This is a genomic window from Streptomyces spiralis, assembly GCF_014654675.1.
Classification (GTDB): Bacteria; Actinomycetota; Actinomycetes; order Streptomycetales; family Streptomycetaceae; genus Streptomyces; species Streptomyces spiralis.
Window position 1 is genome coordinate 238,849 of sequence record NZ_BNBC01000004.1, and the last position, 23,790, is coordinate 262,638.

At 72.8% G+C, this 23,790-nt stretch carries 23 protein-coding genes; 16 read left to right on the forward strand and 7 right to left on the reverse strand.

All coding sequences use genetic code 11. The annotated features are described in order from the left end of the window. Nucleotides 1-24: 24 nt before the first annotated feature. The 8 genes from IE318_RS06980 to IE318_RS07015 all read left to right on the forward strand — a co-directional run bounded on the left by IE318_RS06980 (nucleotide 25) and on the right by IE318_RS07015 (nucleotide 8,578). On the forward strand, nucleotides 25-918 hold the full coding sequence (locus IE318_RS06980) for an FAD binding domain-containing protein (RefSeq protein ID WP_189897596.1): 894 nt from the start codon (nucleotides 25-27) through the stop codon (nucleotides 916-918). Then, nucleotides 915-1,442 carry a (2Fe-2S)-binding protein gene (locus IE318_RS06985; RefSeq protein ID WP_189897598.1) on the forward strand — a complete coding sequence of 176 codons (528 nt, stop codon included), beginning with the start codon at nucleotides 915-917 and terminating at the stop codon, nucleotides 1,440-1,442. The genes IE318_RS06980 and IE318_RS06985 overlap by 4 nt, the downstream gene beginning before the upstream one ends. Beyond that, nucleotides 1,439-3,757, forward strand: coding sequence for a xanthine dehydrogenase family protein molybdopterin-binding subunit (locus IE318_RS06990; RefSeq protein WP_189897600.1), 2,319 nt, complete (start codon nucleotides 1,439-1,441; stop codon nucleotides 3,755-3,757). Before IE318_RS06985 ends, IE318_RS06990 begins: the two co-directional genes overlap by 4 nt. Next, nucleotides 3,754-4,140, forward strand: coding sequence for an acyl carrier protein (locus IE318_RS06995; RefSeq protein ID WP_030166804.1), 387 nt, complete (start codon nucleotides 3,754-3,756; stop codon nucleotides 4,138-4,140). Before IE318_RS06990 ends, IE318_RS06995 begins: the two co-directional genes overlap by 4 nt. After that, on the forward strand, nucleotides 4,137-4,883 hold the full coding sequence (locus IE318_RS07000) for a 4'-phosphopantetheinyl transferase family protein (RefSeq protein ID WP_189897604.1): 747 nt from the start codon (nucleotides 4,137-4,139) through the stop codon (nucleotides 4,881-4,883). The genes IE318_RS06995 and IE318_RS07000 overlap by 4 nt, the downstream gene beginning before the upstream one ends. A gap of 111 nt (nucleotides 4,884-4,994) precedes the next feature. Beyond that, nucleotides 4,995-6,224: an XdhC family protein gene (locus tag IE318_RS07005; protein ID WP_189897606.1), complete on the forward strand. Its 1,230-nt coding sequence runs from the start codon at nucleotides 4,995-4,997 to the stop codon at nucleotides 6,222-6,224. A 5-nt stretch (nucleotides 6,225-6,229) separates the two neighbouring features. Next, on the forward strand, nucleotides 6,230-7,054 hold the full coding sequence (locus IE318_RS07010) for a thioesterase II family protein (RefSeq protein ID WP_189897608.1): 825 nt from the start codon (nucleotides 6,230-6,232) through the stop codon (nucleotides 7,052-7,054). Nucleotides 7,055-7,258: 204 nt separating this feature from the next. Beyond that, on the forward strand, nucleotides 7,259-8,578 hold the full coding sequence (locus IE318_RS07015) for a glycoside hydrolase family 3 N-terminal domain-containing protein (protein ID WP_189897610.1): 1,320 nt from the start codon (nucleotides 7,259-7,261) through the stop codon (nucleotides 8,576-8,578). A gap of 50 nt (nucleotides 8,579-8,628) precedes the next feature. On the opposite strand, the gene IE318_RS07020 is transcribed toward IE318_RS07015, so the two are convergent. After that, complete coding sequence (locus tag IE318_RS07020; protein ID WP_189897613.1) at nucleotides 8,629-9,648, reverse strand: LacI family DNA-binding transcriptional regulator; 1,020 nt, start codon at nucleotides 9,646-9,648, stop codon at nucleotides 8,629-8,631. A gap of 40 nt (nucleotides 9,649-9,688) precedes the next feature. Then, nucleotides 9,689-11,530 (reverse strand): glycoside hydrolase family 2 protein, encoded by a 1,842-nt coding sequence (locus tag IE318_RS07025; protein WP_229903385.1) that lies wholly within the window; start codon nucleotides 11,528-11,530, stop codon nucleotides 9,689-9,691. A gap of 269 nt (nucleotides 11,531-11,799) precedes the next feature. Between IE318_RS07025 and IE318_RS07030 the strand changes: the two genes are divergently transcribed. The 4 genes from IE318_RS07030 to IE318_RS07045 all read left to right on the forward strand — a co-directional run bounded on the left by IE318_RS07030 (nucleotide 11,800) and on the right by IE318_RS07045 (nucleotide 16,417). Further along, nucleotides 11,800-13,143: an extracellular solute-binding protein gene (locus tag IE318_RS07030; protein WP_229903386.1), complete on the forward strand. Its 1,344-nt coding sequence runs from the start codon at nucleotides 11,800-11,802 to the stop codon at nucleotides 13,141-13,143. 15 nt (nucleotides 13,144-13,158) lie between these two features. Continuing rightward, complete coding sequence (locus IE318_RS07035; protein WP_030166772.1) at nucleotides 13,159-14,106, forward strand: carbohydrate ABC transporter permease; 948 nt, start codon at nucleotides 13,159-13,161, stop codon at nucleotides 14,104-14,106. An 11-nt stretch (nucleotides 14,107-14,117) separates the two neighbouring features. Further along, nucleotides 14,118-14,990: a carbohydrate ABC transporter permease gene (locus IE318_RS07040; RefSeq protein WP_030166768.1), complete on the forward strand. Its 873-nt coding sequence runs from the start codon at nucleotides 14,118-14,120 to the stop codon at nucleotides 14,988-14,990. Between the two features lie 98 nt (nucleotides 14,991-15,088). Then, nucleotides 15,089-16,417, forward strand: a complete 1,329-nt coding sequence (locus IE318_RS07045) for a PP2C family protein-serine/threonine phosphatase (RefSeq protein WP_229903387.1) — start codon at nucleotides 15,089-15,091, stop codon at nucleotides 16,415-16,417. A 34-nt stretch (nucleotides 16,418-16,451) separates the two neighbouring features. Here the strand turns inward: IE318_RS07045 and IE318_RS07050 are convergent, their stop codons facing one another. Next, complete coding sequence (locus IE318_RS07050; RefSeq protein ID WP_229903388.1) at nucleotides 16,452-16,799, reverse strand: SpoIIE family protein phosphatase; 348 nt, start codon at nucleotides 16,797-16,799, stop codon at nucleotides 16,452-16,454. Nucleotides 16,800-16,990: 191 nt separating this feature from the next. Beyond that, nucleotides 16,991-17,122 carry a hypothetical protein gene (locus IE318_RS46110; RefSeq protein WP_268256731.1) on the reverse strand — a complete coding sequence of 44 codons (132 nt, stop codon included), beginning with the start codon at nucleotides 17,120-17,122 and terminating at the stop codon, nucleotides 16,991-16,993. A gap of 209 nt (nucleotides 17,123-17,331) precedes the next feature. Between IE318_RS46110 and IE318_RS07055 the strand changes: the two genes are divergently transcribed. Beyond that, the gene (locus IE318_RS07055; RefSeq protein ID WP_189897620.1) at nucleotides 17,332-18,024 is read left to right on the forward strand and encodes a response regulator; all 693 of its coding nucleotides are present in this window, start codon (nucleotides 17,332-17,334) and stop codon (nucleotides 18,022-18,024) included. Between the two features lie 177 nt (nucleotides 18,025-18,201). Here the strand turns inward: IE318_RS07055 and IE318_RS07060 are convergent, their stop codons facing one another. Together IE318_RS07060 and IE318_RS07065 are read right to left on the reverse strand one after the other, a co-directional pair. Continuing rightward, nucleotides 18,202-18,951, reverse strand: a complete 750-nt coding sequence (locus IE318_RS07060) for a DUF1963 domain-containing protein (protein WP_229903389.1) — start codon at nucleotides 18,949-18,951, stop codon at nucleotides 18,202-18,204. 212 nt (nucleotides 18,952-19,163) lie between these two features. Further along, a complete protein-coding gene (locus tag IE318_RS07065) occupies nucleotides 19,164-20,012 on the reverse strand; it encodes a helix-turn-helix transcriptional regulator (RefSeq protein ID WP_189897624.1) in 849 nt (282 codons plus the stop codon). Nucleotides 20,013-20,148: 136 nt separating this feature from the next. On the opposite strand from IE318_RS07065, the gene IE318_RS07070 reads away from it, so the two are divergent. Then, nucleotides 20,149-21,003: an NAD-dependent epimerase/dehydratase family protein gene (locus IE318_RS07070; protein WP_189897627.1), complete on the forward strand. Its 855-nt coding sequence runs from the start codon at nucleotides 20,149-20,151 to the stop codon at nucleotides 21,001-21,003. Here IE318_RS07070 and IE318_RS07075 read toward each other — a convergent pair. Then, nucleotides 20,961-21,371, reverse strand: a complete 411-nt coding sequence (locus IE318_RS07075) for a hypothetical protein (protein ID WP_189897630.1) — start codon at nucleotides 21,369-21,371, stop codon at nucleotides 20,961-20,963. The two genes, IE318_RS07070 and IE318_RS07075, sit on opposite strands and share 43 nt — an antisense overlap. A gap of 269 nt (nucleotides 21,372-21,640) precedes the next feature. Here IE318_RS07075 and IE318_RS07080 point away from each other — a divergent pair, with 269 nt between their 5' ends. Both IE318_RS07080 and IE318_RS07085 read left to right on the forward strand, forming a co-directional pair. After that, a complete protein-coding gene (locus IE318_RS07080) occupies nucleotides 21,641-22,546 on the forward strand; it encodes a universal stress protein (protein WP_189897632.1) in 906 nt (301 codons plus the stop codon). 365 nt (nucleotides 22,547-22,911) lie between these two features. After that, nucleotides 22,912-23,643 carry a CBS domain-containing protein gene (locus IE318_RS07085; RefSeq protein ID WP_189897644.1) on the forward strand — a complete coding sequence of 244 codons (732 nt, stop codon included), beginning with the start codon at nucleotides 22,912-22,914 and terminating at the stop codon, nucleotides 23,641-23,643. Nucleotides 23,644-23,790 lie beyond the last annotated feature (147 nt).

Genomic DNA, 23,790 nt, shown 5'->3' on the forward strand with positions numbered 1-23,790 from the left:
CGGGCCACGTTCAGGAGACAAGGCATGAAGCCGCCGCCATTCGCCTACCACAGGCCGGACACGGCCGAAGAAGCCGTTCAACTGCTCACCGAGTACGGCCCCGACGCCCGCGTCCTCGCCGGCGGCCAGAGCCTGCTCCCCCTGCTCAACCGCCGGTTGGTGCGCCCCATCGCACTGGTCGACGTCGCCCGGCTCGCCGCGCTGCGAGGGACGGGCCGGCAGGACGGCGCCCTGCGGGTCGGCGCTCTTACCACCCACGCCGCCCTGGAACGCACCGCGGACCCCCACGTCCGGGACGGCCTGCCCGTCCTGCCGGAGACCGCCCGGCTGATCGGTCACCTCCCCGTGCGCGTGCGCGGCACCGTCGGCGGCAGCCTGGCCCACGCCGACCCCGCCGCCGAGTGGTGCCTGCTCGCGGTCCTGCTGGACGCGGACCTCGACGTCCTCGGCCCCGAGGGGCAACGCACCATCCCGGCCGCGGAGTTCTTCACCGGGGCGCACCGCACCGCGCTCGCGCCGGGCGACCTGCTCACCGGCGTCCGTTTCCCCCGCCCCGCCGCCACCGCCGCCGTCGCGGAGTACGGACCGCAGCGTGGCAGCCTCCCCCTGGTCGCCGCCGGCGCGGAGATCGTGCTCGGTCCCGACGGCCGGATCGCCGCCACCCGGATCGCGCTCGGCGGCGTCGAGGACCGCCCGGTGCGTTCCGGCACCGCCGAGCAGGCCCTGCTCGGCGGCGTCCCCGAACCCCGACTGCTCGACCACGCGGCCCGGCTGGCCGCCAAGGACCTCGACCCACGCGCGGACCACCGGGCTCCGGCCGGGTACCGCCGCGACCTCGCCCGCACGCTCACCGGCCGGACGCTGGCAGCGTCCCTCGCCCGCAGCACCGCCCGACTCCAGGAGGCAACCGCGCCATGACCACACCCATCCCGCTGGAGCTCAGCGCCAACGGGGCCGCGCACACCCTGGCCGTCGACCCCCGGCGCAGCCTCGCCGACGTGCTCCGGCGCGACCTCGGCCTGACCGGCACGACGGTGGGCTGCGAGACCGGGGTCTGCGGCTCGTGCACCGTCCTGGTGAACGGCGAACCCGTCCGTTCCTGCCTGATGCTCGCGGCCCAGGCGGACGGCACCGCCGTCGAGACCGTCGAGTCGCTCGCCGAGAACGACCCCACCAGCGGCCGGCTGAACCCCCTGCAGCGCTCGTTCAAGGAGAACTTCGCCCTCCAGTGCGGCTTCTGCACCCCTGGTTTCCTGATGCTCGGCACCGCCCTGCTGCGCAAGGAGCCGACCGCGGACCGGGCCCGGATCACCGAGTGCGTCGCCGCCAACCTGTGCCGCTGCACCGGCTACGCCGCCATCGTCGACGCGGTGGAGGCGGCCACCCGGACCGGCGACGCCTTCGGCCCGGAGGACCAGGAGCAGGAGGGCGCGGACGCGTGAACGCCATCGGAGTCTCCGTACCGCGCCTGGAGGACGACCGGCTGCTGCGCGGCCAGGGCCGCTTCCACGACGAGATCGTGCGGCCCGGCCAGCTCTGGCTGCGCGTGGTCCGCTCGCCCGTCGCCCACGCCCGGATCCGCGGGATCGACGTCGAGGCCGCGGCCGCCCTCCCCGGCGTGGTCGACGTGATCACCGCCGCCGATCTGGCGGGGATGCCCCGGATCCCGGTCCGCCAGCCCTCGCCCGGCATCGACTTCACTCCCTACCTCCAACCCGCCCTGGCGACCGGATTCGTCCAGTACGTGGGCGACCCGGTCGCCGCCGTCCTCGCCGAGGACCCGTACCTCGCCGAGGACGCGGCCGACCTGGTCGCGCTCGACCTGGAGGAACTGCCCGTCTCGCTGGACGCCCGGGCCGGCGCCACGCTGCGGCCCGAGAGCCGGCCGGGTGAGAGCGCACTCGTCGGCACCGTCGACTTCTCCTACGGCGACGTCGACGAGGTCTTCGCGACGGCACCGCACGTCGTCGCCGCCGACCTCAAGGTGGGCCGCCACAGCGGCACGCCCCTGGAGCCGCGCGGCCTCGTCGCCGAGTGGAACGCGCGCGCGAGGCGGATGACCGTCTGGGGCGCCACCAAGGTCCCGTACTTCAACCGCCGGGTCACCGCGCGGATGCTCGGCATCGCCGAGCACCAGATCCACATGCTGGAGAGCGACGCCGGCGGCAGCTTCGGGATCCGCGGCGAGTTCTACCCCGAGGACCTGCTCGTGCCGTTCCTCGCCCTGCGCACCGGCCGCCCGGTCAAGTGGACCGAGGACCGCACCGAGCACCTGATCGCCGCCAACCACGCCCGCGAGCAGGAGCACCGGATCGAGCTCGCCTTCGACGAGCGGTACCGGCTGCTGGGCCTGCGCGGCGAGGCGTGGCTGGACACCGGCGGCTACATCCGCACCCACGGGGCCGTCGTGGCCGCCCTCACCTCCGCCCTGATGTCCGGCCCGTACCGGATGGCCGCCTGCCGGAGCCGGGTGCACATCGTGACCACCAACAAGACCCCGGTCGGCACCTACCGCGCGCCCGGCAGATTCCAGCACAACTTCGTGCGCGAGCACGCCATGGACCTCGCCGCCGACCGGCTCGGCGTGGACCCGGTCGAACTGCGCCGGATCAACCTGCTGGACGGCGGCGAACTGCCGCACCGGCGACCCCTGCACGTCTTCGGCGCGCCGATGCTGCTGGACGGCAAGGACCACCTGGAGCACTTCGACAAGTCCCGGGAGATCTTCGGCTACGACACATGGCGCGAGGAGGCCCGCAGGGCCAGGGAGCAGGGCCGGCTGGTCGGCACCGGCTGCGCCGTCATCCTGGAGAAGGCCGGCCTCGGCCACGACAGCGCGGTGGTGGACGTCGGCGTGACCGGCGCGATCCGGGTGGCGATGGGCGGGGCCAACGTCGGGCAGGGCGTCGAGACCGTGATGGCCCAGATCGCCGCCGAGGAGTTCGACGTCCGCACGGAGTCCGTCACCGTGGTGCTCTCCGACACCGACATCCTCGCCGACGGCTCGGGCACGTTCGCCAGCCGCACCACGGTGGTCGGCGGCACGGCCGTGAAGCTCGCCGCCGAACAGGTGCTGGCCAAGGCCCGCCGGGTGGCGGCCGGCCTGCTCGGCACCGACCCGGACCGGCTCGTCGTACGCGACGGCGGCCTGGAGGCGGACGGCGAACCCGGACGCCGGGTCACCCTCGGCGAGATCGCCGCCGCCTCCTTCGCTCCGCCCTACGTCCGCACCGGCGAGGAGCCGGGACTGATCGGCCGCGGTACCTACCTGGCCGATGCCATGACCTATCCCTACGGGGCGCACTACGCGCAGGCCGAGGTCGACCCGGGCACCGGAGCGGTGAAGCTGCTGCGCTACGCGGTGAGCTACGAGATCGGCCGGGCGGTCAACCCCGCTCTGGTGCATGCCCAGTTGGTCGGCGGCACCGTCCAGGGCATCGGCGGCGCCCTGTTCGAGGAGTTCCCGTACGACGAGCGGGGCATGCCCCTGGCCACCACCCTCGGTGACTACCTCTGGCCGCGCGCGTCGGACCTTCCCGAGATCCGCACCGAGATCTTCGAGGACTCCCCGGCCCCGGGAAACCCGCTCGGCGTCCGGGGCGCGGGCGAGGGCGGCACGGCGGGCGTCGGCGCCGCGGTGGCCAACGCGGTCCGCGACGCGCTGCGGCTCACCGGGACGGTGGGCGCGCTGCCGCTGCTCCCGGACCGGGTGATGACCCTGATGAAGTCCCAGGACGACGACGGAGCGACGACATGACACTGCACCCGATGGTCCCCGAGTGGCTGGGCCCCGCGGAGTGGGACGAAGCGGAGGACGCGACCGGGGTCACCGCCCCCACGCCCGCGGAACTCGCCGCCGCGGACCCGGCGGCCCGGGCCGCCCTGGTCGAGGAGTACCTGCGGCACGAGGTCGCCGGCATCCTCCGGACCGACCCGGAGCGGGTCGATCCCGCCAGCCCCCTCACCGTCGTCGGCATCGGTTCCAGGACGGGCGTGGAACTCCAGCGGCGCGTCCACGGTGCGATCGGCGTGGAGCTCGACCTCAGGACCGTGCTGGGCGCCGCGTCCATCACCGGGCTCGCGGCCCACACCGCCGAGTCGGTGGCCGGTGTGATCACCGCATCGGCGGCGAGAGGGTGAGCGGGGTCGCGGTGCCCGCCGAGGGCCGGGCGGACCTCTGGCTGCTGCGCCTGCCTTCTCCCGAGGACATCACCGGCACGCTCGACCTGTCCGTTCTCGACGAGAGCGAACGCGCCCGGGCCAGCTCCTGCCGGCGCCAGAAGGGCGGTTTCCTGTACGCCTCGGCGCACATCGCCCTGCGCCGTCTGCTCGGCGCCTACCTCGACCACCCGCCGGCCGGTCTGCGGTTCGTCCGCCTGCCGTGCCCCTGCTGCGACGAGCCGCACGGCCGTCCCACGCTGGGCGTGCCCGACTCCGCCGTGCACTTCTCGCTCTCCCACAGCAGCGGGATGGCGCTGATCGGCATCGCGGCCGTACCGATCGGGGTGGACGTCGAGGAGGTCCCCGGGACCTCCACGGTCAAGGTCTGCTCGACCGCGGTCCACCCGGACGAGCGGGCGGAGATCGAAGCCGTCCCGGCGTCGCTGCGCCGGGCCGCCTTCGGCCAGCTCTGGACGCGCAAGGAGGCCTATCTCAAGGGCCTCGGCACAGGGCTCGGCCGCCCGCTCTCGCAGGACTACCTGGGCGCCGAGGAGTCGGCACGGCCGCCGGGGTGGACGGTGGTGGACATCCCGTGCGGCCCCGCCCACACGGGTGCCGCGGCCGTGGCGACCGAGGCGCTGACCGGCACCTCGCTGCGCTGGATCCCGATCGAGAGCCTCTACGCGGGCGACGGGGGCGGTCTCTGCCTCAGCGCCGCCTGACACCGGCGATCCGACGCCGCCCCACCGGGCGGTGAGGACCGCGACCGACATGAAGACGCATGAAGACGAGTGAGGACCGACCGAGATGAAGACCAGCGGGGGACGACCGAGATGAAGGACATCGCCGAGAGCGTGCGCGCCTGGCACCGCGACAGGCGGAGCTTCGCCGTGGCCACCGTGGTGCGGGTGTCCGGCAGCGCGCCCCGCGGGCCCGGCGCCGCTCTCGCCGTCAGCGCCGACGGCGAGGCGGTCGGCTCGGTGTCCGGCGGCTGCGTCGAGGCCGCGGTGTACGAGCTCTGCCGGGCGGCGATCGGCTCGGGACAGGCGCTGCTGGAGCGTTTCGGCTACAGCGACGAGGACGCCTTCGCGGCCGGCCTGACCTGTGGCGGCGTGCTGGACGTCTTCGTGCAGCCGGTCGTCCCGGGCTCCGACCCGGCGATCGACGCGGCGATCGCCTCCCTGGCCTCCGGCACTCCGCTCGCCCTCGCCCGGGCCGTCGCCGGTCCGCCGGACCTCGTCGGCGCGGCCGTGGCGGTCACGGCCGACGGCCACCGCGGCGGACTCGGCGGGTACGCCGCCCTGGAGCGCGCGGTCGCGGCTCAGGCCCGGGCCATGCTGGACACCGGCCGCACGGGAGAGGTCGTCCTCGGGCCGGCCGGGACCCCGTGCGACGACACCGGCCCGGGCACCGCCACCTTCTTCGTCGAGGCGTACGTCCCCCCGCCCCGCATGATCGTCTTCGGTGCCATCGACTTCGCCGCGGCCGTGGCGGGGATCGGGACGTTCCTCGGCTACCACGTCACCGTGTGCGACGCCCGTCCCGTCTTCGCCACCCGCCGTCGCTTCCCCGACGCCGACGAGGTCGTCGTCGACTGGCCGCACCGCTACCTCGACACCCAGCTCGACCGGATCGACGGCCGCACCGTGCTGTGCGTGCTCACCCACGACGCGAAGTTCGACATCCCGCTGCTGGAGCGGGCCCTGCGCCTCCCGGTCCGCTACGTCGGCGCCATGGGCTCCCGCCGCACCCACCTCGAGCGGGAGGCCCGGCTGCGGGAGGCCGGCCTCGGCGACGCCGAGATCGCCCGGCTGCGGTCCCCGATCGGGCTCGACCTCGGCGCCCGCACCCCCGAGGAGACCGCCGTCTCCGTGGCCGCCGAGATCGTCGCCCACCGGCGCGGCGGCTCCTGCCTGCCCCTGTCCGCCACCGCCGGCCCGATCCATCACGTGGCCGGCCGGGCGCACGGCGACGCGGTCCAGCCGCCGGGCCGATCGGACGACCCGGATCACCCGGACCACCCGCCGGTCCGGCACGGCTTGCTCGCGGGAGCCAGACCGTGAGATGCGTGGAGCTGCGGACCGCCAGGGTCCCCGAACTGACACTGGTCCTGCTGCATCACGCGGGCGGCTCCGCCGGCGGCTACCGGCACTTCGTGAGCCACCTGCCGGAGCACTGGCGGGTGCTGGCGGCGGAACTGCCGGGCCGTGTGCACGCGTCTGGGCAGCACGGCTGCCGCTCGGTCGGCGAGGTGGTGGACCGGCTGCTGCCCGTGCTCAGGGCCGAGCCCGTCGGCGCGTACGCCGTGTTCGGGCACAGCATGGGAGCGCTCGTCGCCTTCGAACTGGTCCGGGCGCTGGAACGGCTGGGCCGGCCGCCCCTGTGGCTCGGGCTCTCCGGCAGCCCGGCGCCGGAGACCGGCGGTCCGGCGGCACCGCGGCGCCACACCTGGCCGCGCGAACGGCTGGAGGACTTCATGCGGCGGCTGGGCGGCACGCCGGACAGCGCCTGGCACCATCCGGTCCTCGCCGAGCGGATGGTCCGCACCATGCGCCGGGACCTGGAGATCATCGACACCTACGAGTACGACGGCGGACCTCCGCTGACCACGCCGCTCTCGCTGTTCGCGGGGGAGGCGGACCCGCTGGTCCCTCCGGAGCGGGTCCGCCGCTGGGGGGAGCACACCCGGGCCTCCGCCATCTTCCACCGCCTGCCCGGTGGCCACTTCTACCTGTTCGACCGGGCCGCCGAGGTCTGCCGGCGCATCGTCGAGGACGTCACCGCCCACACGCGCCGCGCCGTCGCGACCCGTGCACCGGGCCCACCGGCCCCACCGGTCCAGGAGGCTCTCCAGGCCGGTCCATCGCGTTCGGCCGTTCTCGGGTCGCCCTGACGGAGGCCCGTGGCCACCGGGAGCCCGCCTTCGATGCCCGCCTTTCGGCCGACTCCGAAACGAGAGATGCTGGTGTGACGTCGCCCGCGGACGAGCGAACAAAAGCGGGCCGGAGCGCATCCCATGCTTCGCGAGGCCCACCTCGTGCTCATACGGCCCTGAGCGCGACGCGTACCGTCGCGTCTTCCGAAAGGAGATCGGGCGATGAACCTCTCGTCGTACCGGGACAGCAGAAGCGAGATAGTGCCGCGGAGAAGCGCGACAGCACCCCGGCGGCCGCGTGGCCGGGCCACGACCGCCGGCAGAGCGAGCGGCGCCGCCGTGGCGGCGGTGCTCCTGGCGGGCTGCGGCGCGGGCACCGGCACCCCCAACGCGACCCCGCACTCCAGCGGCCCCGGCGTGTCCCTCGCCCCGCCCGCCGCGTCCTCGGCCACCCGCCCCGCCCAGACCTCGCCCCCCTCGCTCGCTCCGGACCTCGCCGCCACCGCGACCGCCAAGGCGTGCACCAACAGCTCGAAGCTGACGGGGTGGTCGAACCACCGGCTGGCCATGCTGACCATCGCCGTCCCGGTCTCGGAGACCTCGGTGTCCGACGCCACCTCCGAGGTGAGCGCCGGCGCCGGCGGAGTGCTGCTCTTCGGCAGCACGGCGCCCTCCGACCTCGGCGCCCGGCTGAACACCCTGAAGTCGCATGTGCCCGGCCACCTCGGCCTGCTGGTGATGACCGACGAGGAGGGCGGCGGCATCCAGCGCATGGCCAACCTCGTCGGATCCCTGCCCTGGGCCGCGTACATGGGGGCGCACTGGACCCCGGCCCAGATCCAGCAGAACGTCACGAAGGTCGCCACCAAGATGGCGGCCGCCCAGGTGAACATGAATCTCGCGCCGGTGGTCGACGTCGACGGCAGGAACGTGGCTCCCAGCAAGACCAACCCCGACGGATGGCGCTCCTTCAGCGGCAACACCTCGGTGGTCTCCAAGGCCGGTGTCGCGTACATGAACGGGATGCGCGCCGGAGGCGTCATACCCGTCGTCAAGCACTTCCCGGGCATCGGCGGCTCCACCTACAACTCCGACTTCGGCCCCGCCCGCACGCTGCCCTGGTCCACCCTGCAGAAGGTGGCCATCCCGCCGTTCACAGCGGCCATCAAGGCCGGTGCCCCGGCCATCATGGTCGCCAACAACATCGTGCCGGGCCTGGGCACCAACCCGGCGAGCCTGTCACCCACCGCCATCGGCGAGCTGCGCGGCAAGATGGGCTTCAAGGGGCTGGTGCTCACCGACTCGCTCAGCGCCAAGGCGATCTCCGCCGCCGGCTTCAGCGTTCCCGCCGCCGCCGTGCAGGCCCTGCGCTCCGGTGCCGACATGGTCATGTTCGACCTGAAGGGCAACGTCAGCTCCCAGACGTCCTCGATCGCGACGGCGATCACCAACGCGGTGACCGGCGGACACCTCTCCCGCAGCCGCCTCATCGACGCGGCGGGGCACGTCCTGGCCGTCCGGCACGTGAACCTCTGCTCCTGAGTGATTCGCTCCTGACCGTGAGCGAGCGCAGCCGGGTGCGCGGCGGCAGGTCAGGGGCGCTCGCCGGTGCTCTCCCGCACCGCCAGCCGGTGGCCGACGAGACGGTCGATGGCGTCCTCCGAGTCCGGCCGGTCGATCCGGTCGATCAGCAGGGACACCGCGCTGTCCGCGATGGCCTCCTTGTCGGGAGCGATCGTGGTGAGGCTCGGCACGCTGAAACGTGAGGCCTCGATGTCGTCGAACCCGACCACGTCGAGGTCGTGGGAGGCGCGCAGGCCGGCCTCGTGCAGGGCACGCAGCGCGCCGAGGGCGAGGTGGTCGTTCAGGCACAGCAGGGCGTCGGGGCGTGGCTGCCGCTCCAGCAGGGCGGCCGCCGCCCGGGCGCCGTCCTGCCAGTGGTAGTGCTCGACCGGTACGATCAGATCCGGTGTGAACGGGACATGGGCGGCCCGCAGGGCCGACTGGTAGCCCTTGGTGCGCAGCCGGTCGGTGCCCTGCCGGCCCCGGACCGCTCCTCCGACGACCGCGATGGTGCGCCGCCCTCGGGCGAGCAGGTGCTCGGTCGCCTCACGGGCGGCGGCGACGTTGTCGATGCCCACATGGTCCACCGCGCCCGGGGCCTGGCGCTCCCCGAGGAGGACGACGGGCAGCCGGGTGTCCCGTGTGGCGAGGTCGCGCGGCGTCAGCGACAGCGGGCTGAGGATGATCCCGTCGGTGAACTGGGCGTCGAACCCGTGCAGGGCGGACAGCTCACGCTCGCGGACCCCACCGGTCTGGTGCAGCAGTACCGTGCGGCCGCGCCGGTCCGCCGCGGCCATGACGTGCTTGGCCAGCTCGGAGAAGTAGGCGACGTCGAGCTCGGGGACCGCCAGCGTGATCATGCCGGTGCGGCCCTGGCGCAGCTGCCGGCCGGCGAGGTTGACCCGGTAGCCGAGCGCCTCGATGGCTTCCCGCACGGCGGCCCGGGTGTGCTCCGAGACGTGTTCGAAGTCGTTGATCACGTTGGAGACGGTCTTGGGGGAGACGCCCGCGTACTCCGCGACGTCCTTGATCCTCGGCCTGGTCGCCACCGCCGCACCTCCTTCCCCTCCGGTGGGATCCTATCCGCGATCACGGGAGCGACGGGGGCTCCGGCTTCTCGTCGGGATCCGGCTGTGCGCCGGTGACGATGCGGCGGATCGTCTCCAGCGGCAGCTTCGGGGAACCGTCCGCGCACAGCAGGCCGTTGGTCTCCTGGGCGGTGTCCATGAACTGCGTGTAGCAGAAGCCCGCGACGACCGTACTCGCGTGCAGCGCACCGAAGATGTCGCCGAGCAGGGCCGCGTACTGGGCCTCGGAGCCGGTCCGGGTGTACGAGAAGTCGCCGTCGTCCGCGCGTACCGACAGCCCGCCGAACTCGGTGATCATCAAGGGCGCGTCACCGGCGGCGTACCGCTCCTTCTGCCGCGGGCCGACCGACAGCACGCGTCCCTGGGGGCCGGGACCGGCGAGCAGCCGGTCGAAGGCGGCGGCGTCGCCGTAGCGCCGGGTCAGCACCCGAGGGTCGGAGGAGTAGTCGTGCACGCCGAGGATGTCGCTGTCGGTGTGCTCCCAGCCCTCGTTGGACATCACCGGCCGGGTGGGGTCCAGGGCCCGGGTGAGGTGGGCCAGGGCGAGGGAGTAGTGCCGCTGCGCGGGGTCGTGGGGGATGTCCGAGGCGCCCCAGCTCTCGTTGACCGGCACCCAGGTGACGATCGACGGGTGGCTGCGGTCGCGTCGCACCATGGCCGGCCACTCACGGATGAGCAGCTCCACGGCCTCGGTGCCGAACTCGTACGCGGCCCCGGTCTCGCCCCACACCAGCAGGCCGAGCCGGTCGGCCCAGTACAGGAAGCGCGGGTCCTCGGCCTTCTGGTGGACGCGGACGGCGTTGAAGCCCATCGCCTTGATCAGCTCGACCTCGCGGCGCAGCTCGGCGGTCCCGGAGTTCGCGATCAGGGTGTCGGGGCGGTAGCCCTGGTTGAGCACCGAACGCACGTAGTAGGGACGGCCGTTCAGCAGGAAGGCGCCGCGGCCGACGCCCGCGCTGCGCAGGCCCACATAGCTGTCCACCGTGTCGAGCACCGCGGCCGTGTCCGCCTCGCGCACGGTCACCCGCGCGTCGAGCAGGGTCGGCCGCTCGGGGCTCCACAGCAGCTCCTCGCGGTCGATTCCGTTGCGCAGCGCGGGAACGACGAGGTCGATCCGGCAGCGTGGGGTGCGCACCGTGCTGGTGCTCTCGGCCAGCACCTCGCCGTCACGGCTCAGCACGATCTCCACGGTCACCGGGGCGGCCGGCACCTGGGCCAGGGTGAGTTCGGCCAGCACGCCGCGCGCCGGGTCGGGGATCCAGGCCAGGTCGGTGATGTGCTGGGCGGCCACCGTCTCGGTCCACACCGTCTGCCAGATGCCGGTGGTCCGCTCGTACCAGACCTCGTGCGGGCGGTCCTGCCAGTCCTGCTTGCCGCGCGGCTGCGCGAGGTCGGCCGGATGGTCCTCGGCCCGGACGACGAGCAGGTGCTCCCCGGCACCGGGGCGCAGCGCATGGGTCACATCGGCGGTGAACGGTGTCTGGCCGCCCACGTGTTCGGCCACCAGCCGGCCGTCCAGCCACACCTTCGCCCGGTGGTCGACGGCTCCGAAGTGCACCAGCGCCCGCCGGCCGGCGCCGGCCGCGAGGACCTCGTGGGGTATGCGGCGGCGGTACCAGACCACCGCGTGCGGCGCGGTCTCGCCGATGCCGGAGGCGGGGGCCTCGGGCGGGTACGGGACGGTGATCTCCCGGTCGAAGGCGCCCGTCACCCCCTCGGTGAACCACGCGGCGCGCTCGCCCTCGTCGGCGTCGTCGTACCCGAACTCCCAGACGCCGTCCAGGCTGTGCCACCGCTCCCGGCGCAGGATCGGCCTCGGATACGTCCCGTCCTGCTCGCTCACCCTCACTGATCCTCCTTCTGCCGTTCCGTACGTCCCCGGCCACGGCGTCTCCACGTTCGAAGTGCTGCCATCATGAGTGATCGTTTACATCGATGCAAGGACGGATCGAGGGGCGGAATGGCGTCGTCGGCGCGGCAGATCATGTGACGCCGGGAATGATGCGGACCTCGGATGTGACTACTTTTCGCCGGTGTATTGCATCGTTGTAAATCGTGTGTCAGGGTCTGCGCCATCGAGGCCACACCGAATTCAACGAGGTGCACACCCCTATGAGTGGAGCGATGGCGCGCCGACGGCTCCTGGCCCTCGGCGGTGGACTCGCCCTGACCGGAGCGCTCGCGGCATGCTCCTCACCGCTCGCATCCGGGCTGACGGGCTCTCAGCCGAACACCGCGGACGTCATCTTCTGGAACCTGTTCACCGGCGGTGACGGCGCCAACATGGTGCTGATGGAGGACAGGTTCAGGAAGACCCACCCGGGGACCTCCGTCGAAGCGACCGTCCTCGCCTGGGGCAACCCCTACTACACGAAACTGGCACTGGCCACCGCGAGCGGCACGCCCCCGGACGTCGGCATCGTCCACCTGTCACGGCTCCCGCTGCTGGCCGCCTCAGAGCTGCTGGACCCGATAGAGAAGGCCGGACTCGGCGAACTGGGCATCACCGAGGACAAGTTCACGCCCGCGGCCTGGCGCAAGGCCACCGTGGACGGGACGGTGTACGCGGTGCCCCTGGACACGCACCCCTTCGTCCTCTACTACAACATCGACCTGGCCCGCAGGGCCGGCCTCCTCAACACCGCCGGCGACGGCCTCACCCCGCTCAAGGGCAAGGAGGACTTCCTGGCCGCCGTGAAGGCCATGAAGACCGCGGGCGGCGCCCAGTACGGAGCGGTGATGTCGGTCATCGCCGACCCGTCCACGGCGTGGCGCTACTTCAGCATGATCTACTCCGGCCTGGCCGGTCCGGTCGTCACGGACTCCGGCACCAGGATCGCCCTCGACACCGAGGCGGTGCAGGAGACGGTCGCCTTCATGCAGAGCCTCACCGCCGACGGCCTGATGCCGGGAGAGCTGAACGGTTCCGGCGCGAACGCCCTGTTCAGCACGGGCAAGGCCGGTTTCCTTTTCGACGGTGAGTGGCAGATCCCCACATACCGGCAGGTCAAGGGCCTCCGCTTCGACGTCGTGCCGTTCCCGGCGCTGCTGGGGCCCAAACCGGTGGCCTACGCCGACTCGCACGCCCTGGTCCTGCCCCGCAACGGCAGTCGCTCGGGGACCCGGACCCGCGACGCGGCGCAGTTCATCAAGAGCCTGCTCGACAACAGTGCCGTATGGGCCGAGGGCGGGCACATCCCCGCCTGGCTGCCGACCCAGCGCAGCAAGGCGTTCCTCGACCAGTCGCCGCAGCGCAACTACGTACAGGCCGCCTTCGACGCCCGGTACGACCCCGAGGCCTGGTACACCGGCGCGGGTTCGGACTTCCAGAGTGTCGTGGGCGGGACGATCATCGAGGCCATCGCCGGGCGGCTCAGCCCCAAGGCCGCGGTGGCCGGCCTGCGTTCCGACCTGAAGCGGTTCACCACGGCACGACCGCCGGTCACGATGAAGTAGGAGGCTTCAGTCACCATGACGACCGTCGTCCCGACGCGACCGGCACCCACGGCGCCCGCAGCGGCCCCGCCCGCCGACCGGCCCTCCCGCTCCGAACGCCGGGCCGGAGCGCTGCTCACCGCACCCTTCCTCGTGATCTACCTGCTGTTCCTGATCGGCCCGCTGCTCGTGGGCGTGGTGCTGAGCTTCTTCAACACCACCACCGTCAAGAGCGGTCTGGGTGACTGGGTCGGCCTGTCCAACTACACCGAGGTGGTCACCGACCCCCAGTTCTGGGACGCCATGTGGCACTCGGTGCTCTTCACGCTGCTGACCACACCACCCCTGGTCGTCCTCGCCCTGGCCGGCGCCATCCTCGCCTCCCGCGTACGGCGCGGCCGGGTCCTGTACCGCCTGGCGTTCTTCGCGCCGTACGTCGTGCCGTCGTCCGTCGTCGCGCTGATCTTCCTGTGGATGTACACCCCGCAGATCGGACTCCTCCCGAAGATCTTCGACGCCGTCGGACTGCCGGTGCCCGACTTCATCGGCAGCACCGCGGGCGGCTGGACCGCCGTGACGCTGATGACCCTGTGGTGGACCTTCGGCTTCAACTTCGTGCTCTACACCGCCGCGATCCAGGACGTCCCGCCGGACGTCTACGAGGCGGCGGCCATCGACGGCGCGGGCCCCTGGCAGCAGATCCGCCACATCACGGTGCCGCTGCTCGGCCGGACCACCAGCCTCGTGCTGATCCTGCAGATCCTCGCCTCGCTGAAGGTCTTCGACCAGATCTACCTGCTCCTCTCCGGAGGGCCCGACCAGTCCACCCGCCCGGTCATCGAGTACATCTACGACACCGGCTTCACCGCCTACCGGGGCGGCTACGGCGCCGCCGCCACCATGGTCTATTTCGTCGTCATCGTCGCGATCTCGGCGGCCTGGTACGGGCTGCGCCGCCGTCGCGCGAGCAGCACCGCGGCCTGAGCGGAGGATTCATGACCACCATCACCCAGCCGCGGCCCGCCACGACGAAGAGCGTGCCGGCGACCGACGGCGCGGCGCTCTTCAACCGGCTCTGCGCCGTGTGCCTGACCCTGTTCGCCCTGATCTGGCTGGTGCCCTTCGCCTGGGCGATCGCCACCTCCCTGCGCTCCGACGGATCGATCACCCAGAACCCGACGTCGCTGTTCGCCGGCGGCTGGTCCCTGCACGCCTACTCCTCCGCGTGGGACACCCACCCGATCGGCACCTGGTACCTCAACAGCCTGGTCATCTCGGCACTCGCCGTGATCTTCACGGTGGCGTTCTGCTCGATGGCCGGCTTCGCGCTGGCGTTCCTGCGCTACCGCGGCCGGGCCGCGGTGATGGCCCTGGTCGCCGCGGGGCTGATGCTGCCGAGCGAGGCGCTCGTGCTGCCGCAGTTCATCGAGTACCGGGCGTTCCACCTGCTCGGCACCTTCTGGGCGCTGATCCTGCCCTCGATCGCCGCGCCGATCTCGGTGTTCGTCTTCCAGGCGTTCTTCCGCGGCATCCCCCTCGCCCTGATCGAGGCCGCCCGCATCGACGGGGCGAGCTGGTGGCGGATCTACGCGAGGGTCGGCATGCCGCTGTGCCGTCCCGCGCTGTCCACGGTCGCCATCCTGACCTTCATCACCACCTGGAACTCCTTCCTCTGGCCGCTGCTCGTCCTCAACCAGACCAAGTCCCAGACCATCCCGGTGGGCCTCGCCTCCCTGGTCAGCAACAGCAACATCCAGTACGCCGAGGTGATGGCCTCCTCCGTGCTGGGCTTCCTCCCGCTGATCGCCGTGTTCCTGGTCTTCCAGCGGCAGATCGTGCAGGGAGTCGCCACGACCGGCATCAAGTAGCGGGGCGGCGTGCGCCGCGGCGGCGCGGCCTGGAACAGCGGGGTCCGGGTACCCGGCTCAGAAGACCAGGCCGCGGCAGGTGAGGAGGTGCGAGTGGCGTGGAGACACCTTCACGGAGCCGCGGCGCGCACCAGACCCGGCTGCCACCGCTCCTGGGCGGCGACGACCTGGACCGCCTCCAGGCCGGGTTGCAGCGGCTGGCCCACGCGCACGGCCGTATGCGCTCACTGCTGGACGCGGTGGTGGCCATCAGCGGCACCCTCGAACTGGACGTGGTCCTGCACACCATCACCGAGTCGGCCCGGCGGCTGATCGACGCACGCTACGCCGCCATCGGCGTCCTCGGCGAGGACGGCAGGTTCTCCGAACTGATCACCTCCGGATTCGGCGCCGACCAGTTCCGCGAGGAGTCCGGTGCCGAGCTCCCGCACGGCACCGGACTCCTGGCTGAGCTCGTCCGCGACCCCAAGCCGCTGCGGATCGACGACCTGTCGGCGCACCCCCGCGCCTCGGGCTTCCCCGAAGGCCACCCCGTGATGACCAGCCTGCTCGGGGCGCCCATCTCGGTGCGCCACACCATCTACGGCAACCTCTATCTCGCGGACAAGCACGGCGACGCCTTCACCGACGACGACGAGGAGATCGTCACCGCCCTGGCCGGCGCGGCCGGCGTGGCCATCGAGCACGCACGTCTCTACGAGCGCCTGCGCCAGGCCACCGAGGAGTTCCAGCGCCGCCTCCTGCCCGACCTGCCCGGCCTCCCCGGCCTGGAGCTGCAGGCCCGCTACCAGCCCTCCACCCAGGCCCCCAGGATCGGCGGGGACTGGTACGACCTCATCAACCTCCCCGACCGGGTGCCCTGCCTGATGGTCGGCGACGTCATGGGCCACGGCCTGGAGGCCGCCACCCTCATGAGCCAGATCAGCAACGCCCTGCGCGTGATCGCCTACGAGGAACAGGAGCCCCCCAGCCGGATCCTCCACCGTCTCGACGAGATCCTCCACGACCTGTACGGCGGACCGATGGCCACCGTCCTCGTCGCCCGCCTGGAGGCACCGGCCGCAGACGGCAGCCGCCCGCTGCGCTGGGCCAGCGCAGGCCATCTGCCACCCCTTCTGGCCACCGCCGAACACCAGGCCCTCTACCTCCACACCGAGAGCGCCGGTCACCCGCTCGGCGTCGACCCCGGGCTGAAGCGCCCCGACCACGAACTGACACTCCCGCCCGGCTCGACACTGCTCCTGCACACCGACGGACTGGTCGAGCAACGCGACCACTCCCTCGACGTCGGCATGAACCAGGCCACCCACCTCGCGGCCAGCTACGCCACACGGCCCCTCGCCGACCTCTGCGACGCCCTGCTCACCCAGGGCGGCGGGACGTTCCCCGACGACGTAGCCCTGCTCGCCGCCCGCCTCACCCACTGACAGACCCGGGACGACCTGGGACGACCCGGGACGATCACGGTGGAGGGCCGGTGTGCGGGGCGACGGCGAGGACGGCGACATCGTCGTGGAACTGGCGGGTGTGGCGGGGCAGGTCGGTGCTGAGGAAGTCGACGACCTCGGCGGGGCCCGGCGCGGGCCGGCCGGCGAAGCGGTGCCGGAGCCGGTCGAGCAGCGGCGGACAGAAGGCGCCGGTGGCATCGCGGGCCTCGACCAGTCCGTCGATGCACAGCAGGAGGACGTCGCCCGGGGCGAAACGGTGGGTGGAGGCGGTGGGGCGCTGGTCGGCGAGAGCGCTCAGGCCGAGGGGGAGGGCGGGCGGTCCGGTGAGGGTCCTGCGGTGGCGAACAGCTGGCGCGCCCACGTTCGTCCCATGGGCACCGAGGCCGAACGCCGGGCGAAGGCGACCCGGCGGGCCCGCCGGGGCCACCCCGGCGCCGGCCACACGGAAGCCCCGGCCCACCCGGAATGCCCCTGCCACCTGGAATCCATCACGGACGCGGGACCCCGCCGCGGGTCGCGGTGGGGTCCCGGTGGCGGCCGGGCCGGAGGTGATCAGAGGAGCCGGCGGTTGCGGCTGACGAAGGGCAGGCGCGCCCACAGCCGGCCCGGTCCCCAGGCGGCGCCCGCACCGGTGGCCGCGAGGGCGATCAGGGCGAGGGCGTAGACGAGGGCCGCCGCGGTCATCACGGTTCCTCTCCCTGTGCGCTTGTGGCTCACCGTCGATGCCGGCCGTCCGGGACGGTGGCGAGGAGCGCCGGACAGCGCATGGGCCATGGCCGTCCCGCCCCGGCCGGGGAGGATCGGAATAGGGCCGATCGGCCCTGTCCCCATGTCCCGTTTTCCGGGAAGGTGTGCTGTGGAACGCGTATCCCGTGGCAAGGAGTGACTGACACATGGCGGACCGCGAGCAGGCCGACCCCGACGCCCCGGTCCGGGTCTTTCTCCTCGACGATCACGAGGTGGTACGGCGCGGAGTGCACGACCTGCTGAACGACGAACCGGACATCGAGGTGGTCGGCGAGGCCGCCACCGTCGAGCAGGCGCTGGTGCGTGTACCGGCGCTGCGTCCGGACGTCGCGGTGCTGGACGTCCGGCTGCCCGACGGGGACGGTGTGACGGTCTGCCGTGAGCTGCGCTCCCGCCTGCCGGAGCTGGCCTGTCTGATGCTGACCTCGTTCGACGACGAGGAGGCGCTGCTGGACTCGATCATGGCGGGCGCGTCCGGGTACGTGCTCAAGCAGATCCAGGGCTCCGACCTGGTCTCGGCGGTGCGCACGGTGGCGGGCGGTCAGTCGCTGCTCGACGCCAGCGCCACGACGAAGCTGATGGCCCGGCTGAGGGGCGGTCAGCAGCACGAGGAGGAGCCGGATGCCCTGCCCGGTCTCACCGACCGGGAGCGGGAGATCCTGGATCTGATCGGTGAGGGCCTGACCAACCGTCAGATCGGCCAGCGGCTCTACCTGGCGGAGAAGACGGTGAAGAACCACATCTCCCGTCTGCTGGCCAAGCTCGGCGTCGAGCGGCGCATCCAGGCCGCGGTCATCGCCACCCAGGCCCGCGACCGGCTGCGCGGCGAGAACTCCTGATCTTCGGCAGGTCGAGGCGGTGCCGGGCCCCTGGGACGTGCGGGCCCGGCGTGGGCTTGTGCCCTGCCGCTTGGCGTAGGCGACGACGTCGTGCCGTACCCGGTCGTACGGGCGCCGCCGGCGCACCTGCGGGGTTGGCCGCGGCGTCGTTCGGGGGCCCCACCCGGGCCCCGGTGGTCACGAGCAGTCGAACCAGTGCCCGATGGGCCGGTCGGGACAGGTACGGCACTCGAAGACGTAGACGCCTCCGGCGTCGCCGAGGCACAGCCCGGCGGGGTTGTGAGCGTCTTCCTTCCATCGCCGACCGCCCGATTCGTTCTCGTCGGCTCGGTCCTCCTCGGGCAGCCACGTGCGCCAGGACTCACCGTCGAATTCCCAGCTGGACACCGTCAGGAGGTGCTCCATCCGGCTGCCGCACCCTTCGCAGCCGGGCCATACCGGTTCCTGCGTCCAGCCGGGGTAGCCGCCGAGCTTGATCCCTGGGGCCTCCGCCAGGTGGTAGGAGTACCGCAGGCCGGTTTCGGCGAACAGTTCGTCGAAGCGGCCTTTGAGGGCGCCGTGAACCTCGTCGGGAAGGTCCCGGCTCGGGTACTCGGTCACCTGCTCGGGGTGCACGGTACAGCGAGCCGGGTACCAGTCCTCAGGAAGTTCAGCGGCCGGCACCGGAGTGGGCAGCACATCGCCTACGGCGCCCGAGTCCCGCCAGTGGACCTGGGGCAGGGGGTAGCAGAATTCGCCGTGCCCGTAAGGGCACCACAGGACCTGCAGCAGGTCCGTGCCCTCGGGGAAGGGCAGGGACGGCGCGTCGACACGACGAACCTGGACGATGGGGACCATGGGTACCGAGGGCGCGGCCGGATTCGTGCCGTCCGGGTCGTAGTGCTCCTCCCTGCAAACCGGCCAGGGCTCCGCGGCAGGCCAGAGCAAGGGACCTCCTACGGAACTGTCCTCGCAGGTCGGGGAACCAGGACGCGGGTGCAGGCGGACGGACTCACGGCGGAAGGGCCGCAACTCGGGAAAGAGGCTTTCCACGTCGACCGGACGGCTGGGTGTGTGACGGGACATGTGCAGGACTCTAGGCCCCGGGTATGACAGCGGGCCCGGGGCATGACGGCTGGGTGCGGCCGGGGCGCATGCGGTCAGGAGCTTGTCGGCGTCAGGTCCTGCAAGCCCACCACCCGCAGCAACTGCAGGCGCTCGTACGACTCCGTGCCCGGGCGGGCCGTGTGGATGACGAGCTGCTGGTTGTGGTCGGAGTTGACGAGGATCTCGCAGTCGAGTTCGAGGATGCCGATCGCGGGGTGCCGGAAGCGTTTCGTGGTGGCGCGGCGTACGGCGACCTCGTGCTCGTCCCAGAGGCGGGCGAACTCCTCGCTCCCGGCGCGTAGTTCGGCGATGAGGGAGGCGGGTTCGGGGTCCCTGGGGCGGGCCGAGGCCACCGCTCGCAGGCCGGCGACCTGCTCGCGGGCGCGCTCCGGGCGGTCCTCGGGCGGGAACAGCTCCTGGGCCGCCGGGTCCAGGAAGAAGCGGCGGATCATGTTGCGTCCTCGGGGCGGGCGGGCGAGGACGTCTCCGCTCAGCGCCCGCGACAGCGCGTTCTGGGCCAGGACCTCGCCGCAGTCGGTCACCACCATCGCCGGGGTGTCGTGCAGCCGGTCCAGCACCAGGAGCAGGCCCGGGCGCACGTGCGTGCTGGTCGACTCCCGGCGCGGCGGCTCTTCACCGGTGAGGTGGAAGAGGTGGTCGCGTTCGTCCTCCGTCAGGCGCAGGGCACGGGCCAGCGCGGTGAGCATCTGGCGGGACGGGCGCGGGCCCCGGGACTGTTCCAGCCGCGTGTAGTAGTCCACGGACATGCCGGCCAGCTGGGCCACCTCCTCGCGGCGCAGCCCCGGCGTACGGCGGCGGGCGCCGGCCGTGAGACCCACGTCGGAGGGGTCCAGGCGGGCGCGAGCGCGGCGCAGGAAGTCGGCGAGTTCGGCTCGGTTCACCTCTCCAGGGTGCGGGACGCCGGCCGGCTTATCCAGGGACTCCCGATCCCCTGATGGAGAGGTCTCTCCCGGCCGTCCCCGCATCCGCCGAGGCTGGTCGTCGACGACAGACGACACAGTGCGTGAGGAGCACATCATGCTGACTTTGGTGACCGGTACGACGGGACAGGTCGGACGCCGCTTCGTGCCGAGGCTGCTGGCCCAGCGGCAGCCGGGCGAGCAGGTGCGAGTCCTGGTACGGGACGCGGCCCGCGGCGAGCGCTTCGCGGAGCTGGGCGCCCAGGTCGCCGTGGGAGACATGCGCGACGAGGAGACCCTCGGCAAGGCGCTCGCCGGCGTGGACGCCGTCGTGAACGTCGCCGCCTCCTTCCGCGGGGTGCCCGACGAGGAGGCGTGGGCCGTCAACCGGGACGCCGCGGTGGCCCTGGGCCGCGCCGCGCAGGCCTCCGGCGTGGCCCGGTTCGTGCAGGTCAGCACGGGCAATGTGTACGGCGTCGGACGGGGCCGACCGCTGATCGAGGAGGACGAGAGCCGACCGGGCGGCGAGATGTGGGGCGCCTACCCCGAGTCCAAGGCCGAGGCCGAGCGCGAACTGCTCGCGCTCGAGAGCCTGGACGTACGCATCGGGCGGCTGCCCTTCGTCTACGGCGAGGGTGACCCGCACCTCGCCAACTCCTTGCACTGGGCCGCCCGTTGGGCACCGCACCAGCGCCTGCAGATGGCCCACCACGCGGACGTCGCCCAGGGCCTGATGCGTCTGCTGTACGCGCCGGGAATCGCCGGCCGAATCTACAACATCGCCGACGACGCCCCGGTCACGACGGTCGAGCTGTATCAGCTCAACGGTGTCGAGGTGCCCGCCGGGCTCCACGAGCTCACGGACCCCGATCCGTGGTTCGGGATCATGTCCAACCAGCGCATCCGCCGTGAGCTCGGCTTCCGGCCGATCTACCCGAGCGTCTGGACGGCCCGGGACGCCGGAGCCCTGTGACGGTCACGGCGCCGGGTCGGTCCACCCCTGTCATCGTCGGCCCGTTCCTCCCGTACGGTGTGGTGCCGGCCTGCCCGGCGCCGCGTGTACGAGCCGGACCTGCCGCCGCCCCCGACCGCACCCCCGACCAGGAAGACCCGACCACGGTCACGAGGGAACCGGTTGCTGTGCCGGCGCCACACGGCGTCGTACAGCCCGGGCACGGCAGGGGAGTGCGACGGGCCTGCCGGCCGCACGGCGGCGAGCAGCGTGGGCCGGTCGGGATGCGGCAGGAGTCGGGTGACCGGTTCCCGGCCGAAGTGGGCCGCGGCCACCCACAGGCCGCGCTCCGCGGCGGCGACCAGCCTAGGGGGTGTCTCGTCGATCATGCGGTACTCCTCCCCGCGGACCGCGGTGGGCGGCGCTGGACGGTGACCGCCCCGGTCCGGGACGGCGGTGCCGCGGCGGGCAGGGGCCGAGTGGGCCCCGGTCCGCCCCGTACGGCCCTGCCGCACGGTCCCTGCGGACTTGCTGGGGTCGGTCGGCCCCGAGGGGGGACCTGCGGCCCCTGACCCGCGCCCCACCGCGGCGGCGATGCTCGTGGTGGATCCGTCGTGGCGGATCCCTCGTTCCGGATCACTCGCAGGAGGTGGAGACCATGCCCCCCACCGTCACCGTCGGTCTCGACGGGTCGCCCGAGAGCCGCGCCGCCGCTGAATGGGCGGCACGGGAGGCGAAGCTGCTCGACGCGTCGGTGAAGCTCGTGCACGTGTGGGAGCCAGTGCCACAGGCCATGGCGCAGGCGCCGCTGCTGGGCGCGGAGACCCACCAGCACTGGACCGAGAGGGTGCCTCGCGAGGCGACCGAGGGCTTTCGCCTGCGCCACCCCGGCGTCGAAGTCGTGAGCGAGCAACTGCCGGGGCGTCCGGCCGACCTGCTCGCCGAGGTGGCCAGGGAGGTCGACCTGCTCGTGCTGGGCTCACGGGCCCTGGGCGGGGCCGGCGGATTCATGGTCGGCTCCGTCGGCCTGTCCGTCATCGCCCACGCCGAACGGCCCGTCGTCCTGGTCCGCGCCGGTGAACAGGCCGCGGACGAGCACACGATGGACCCCGCGGGCGTCCCGTCCACGGCGGCTCCCTTCCGGCCCGTCGTCCTGGGCCTGGACACCACCGCCCCGGACGAGGACCTGATCGGGTTCGCCTTCGAGGCGGCCCTGCGCCGCCGCACCTCGCTGCGGGTCGTGCACGGCTGGTACCCGCCCCCGTACTACGGCTACGCGATGCCCGCCGACGCCGAACTGCACGCGTCGCTCGCGGCGAGCGAGTCCACCGCCCTGACGGACGTGCTGCGCCCCTGGCGGCACAAGTACCCGGACGTCGAGGTCCTCGAGGAGTGCCGCTGCGGCAGCGCCGCCGAGCTCCTGATCGACAGGTCCCGGGAGGCCTCCCTGGTCGTCGTCGGCCGGCGCGTGCGCCGCAACCCGCTCGGCGCCCGCATCGGCCATGTCACCCACGCCGTGCTGCACCACGGCACCGCGCCCGTCGCCGTCGTGCCGCACGGCTGAACCCCGCCCCGGGGGCTCGAGGAGGCTCGAGGAGGCACGAGGTGCGAGCGGCGGAGGCCCTGGACGTCGGTGCTGCTCGCCGTCGCCCACTGAGGCCGATCTGCTGGTCGTCGGTGCCCGCCGCCGGACCGGGCACTTCGGGCTTCGGCTCGGCCGGACCGCCCACATCGTCCTGCACCACTGGGGGGCCGCTGGGCGCGGGACCGTGCCGGTTTCGTGCCGCCGGTGTCCCGCGCCTCGCACACCATTGGGGCCGTCCGGTCCCCGGTCCACCCCCAACAGCCCCTGGGCCCGCCGGTCCCCGCCGCCGGATGCTCGAAGCAGGAGGGCGACCAGGTACCGGCGCCGGAATGGAGGGAACGGACATGCAGCACGACAAGATCGGTTCCGTGATGACCGCCGAGGTCGTCCGGGCCGAGTACGGCACTCCGTTCAAGGAGATCGCACGCATGCTCCTCGACCACCGGATCAGCGGGCTGCCCGTGGTCGACGAGGAGGACCGGGTCATCGGGGTCATCTCGGAGACGGACCTGATGTCGCGCCAGGTCCAGGCGCCCGGCGCCCACGAGCCGCCGAGGCGCCAATGGCTGTCCGGCCTGAGCGCGAGCGGACGCCGGCGGGCGGCGAAGGCGAGTGCGCGCACCGCCGGTCAGCTGATGACCGAGCCACCCGTCACCGTGCACGCCGACGACACCATCGTGGAGGCCGCCCGGACCATGGCCCGCCGCCAGGTGGAAAGGCTGCCGGTGGTGGACGAGGAGGACCGGCTGGTCGGCATCGTCACCCGGCGCGATCTGCTGCGGGTGTTCCTGCGGCCCGATGCCGAGATCCGCGAGGAGGTCGTCCGCGAGGTGCTGGGGAACACCTTGTGGCTGGCCCCGGACACCGTGTCCGTGTCGGTGACCGAGGGCGTGATCACCCTGGAGGGCCACCTGGAACGCCGGACCGACACCGAGATCGCCGTGTCGATGACCCGGCAGATCGACGGTGTGGTCGACGTGGTCGACAAGCTCACCTTCCGGCTGGACGACGCGCGCATCCAGCCCGAGGACCAGGCCCTGCACGGCGTGGCCGACAACTGGCTGCGCGGACGGTGAGAGGAGGCGGACCCGGACCGCGGGGCGTGCGCGGTCCGAGGGCGTGCGCGGTCCGAGGGCGTGCGCGGTCCGCCGGAGGGCCACACCGCCGATGTCGCCGACCGGGGACAAACCGGCCCGCTCGGTCGGGCCGTTCTCCGGTGCGCG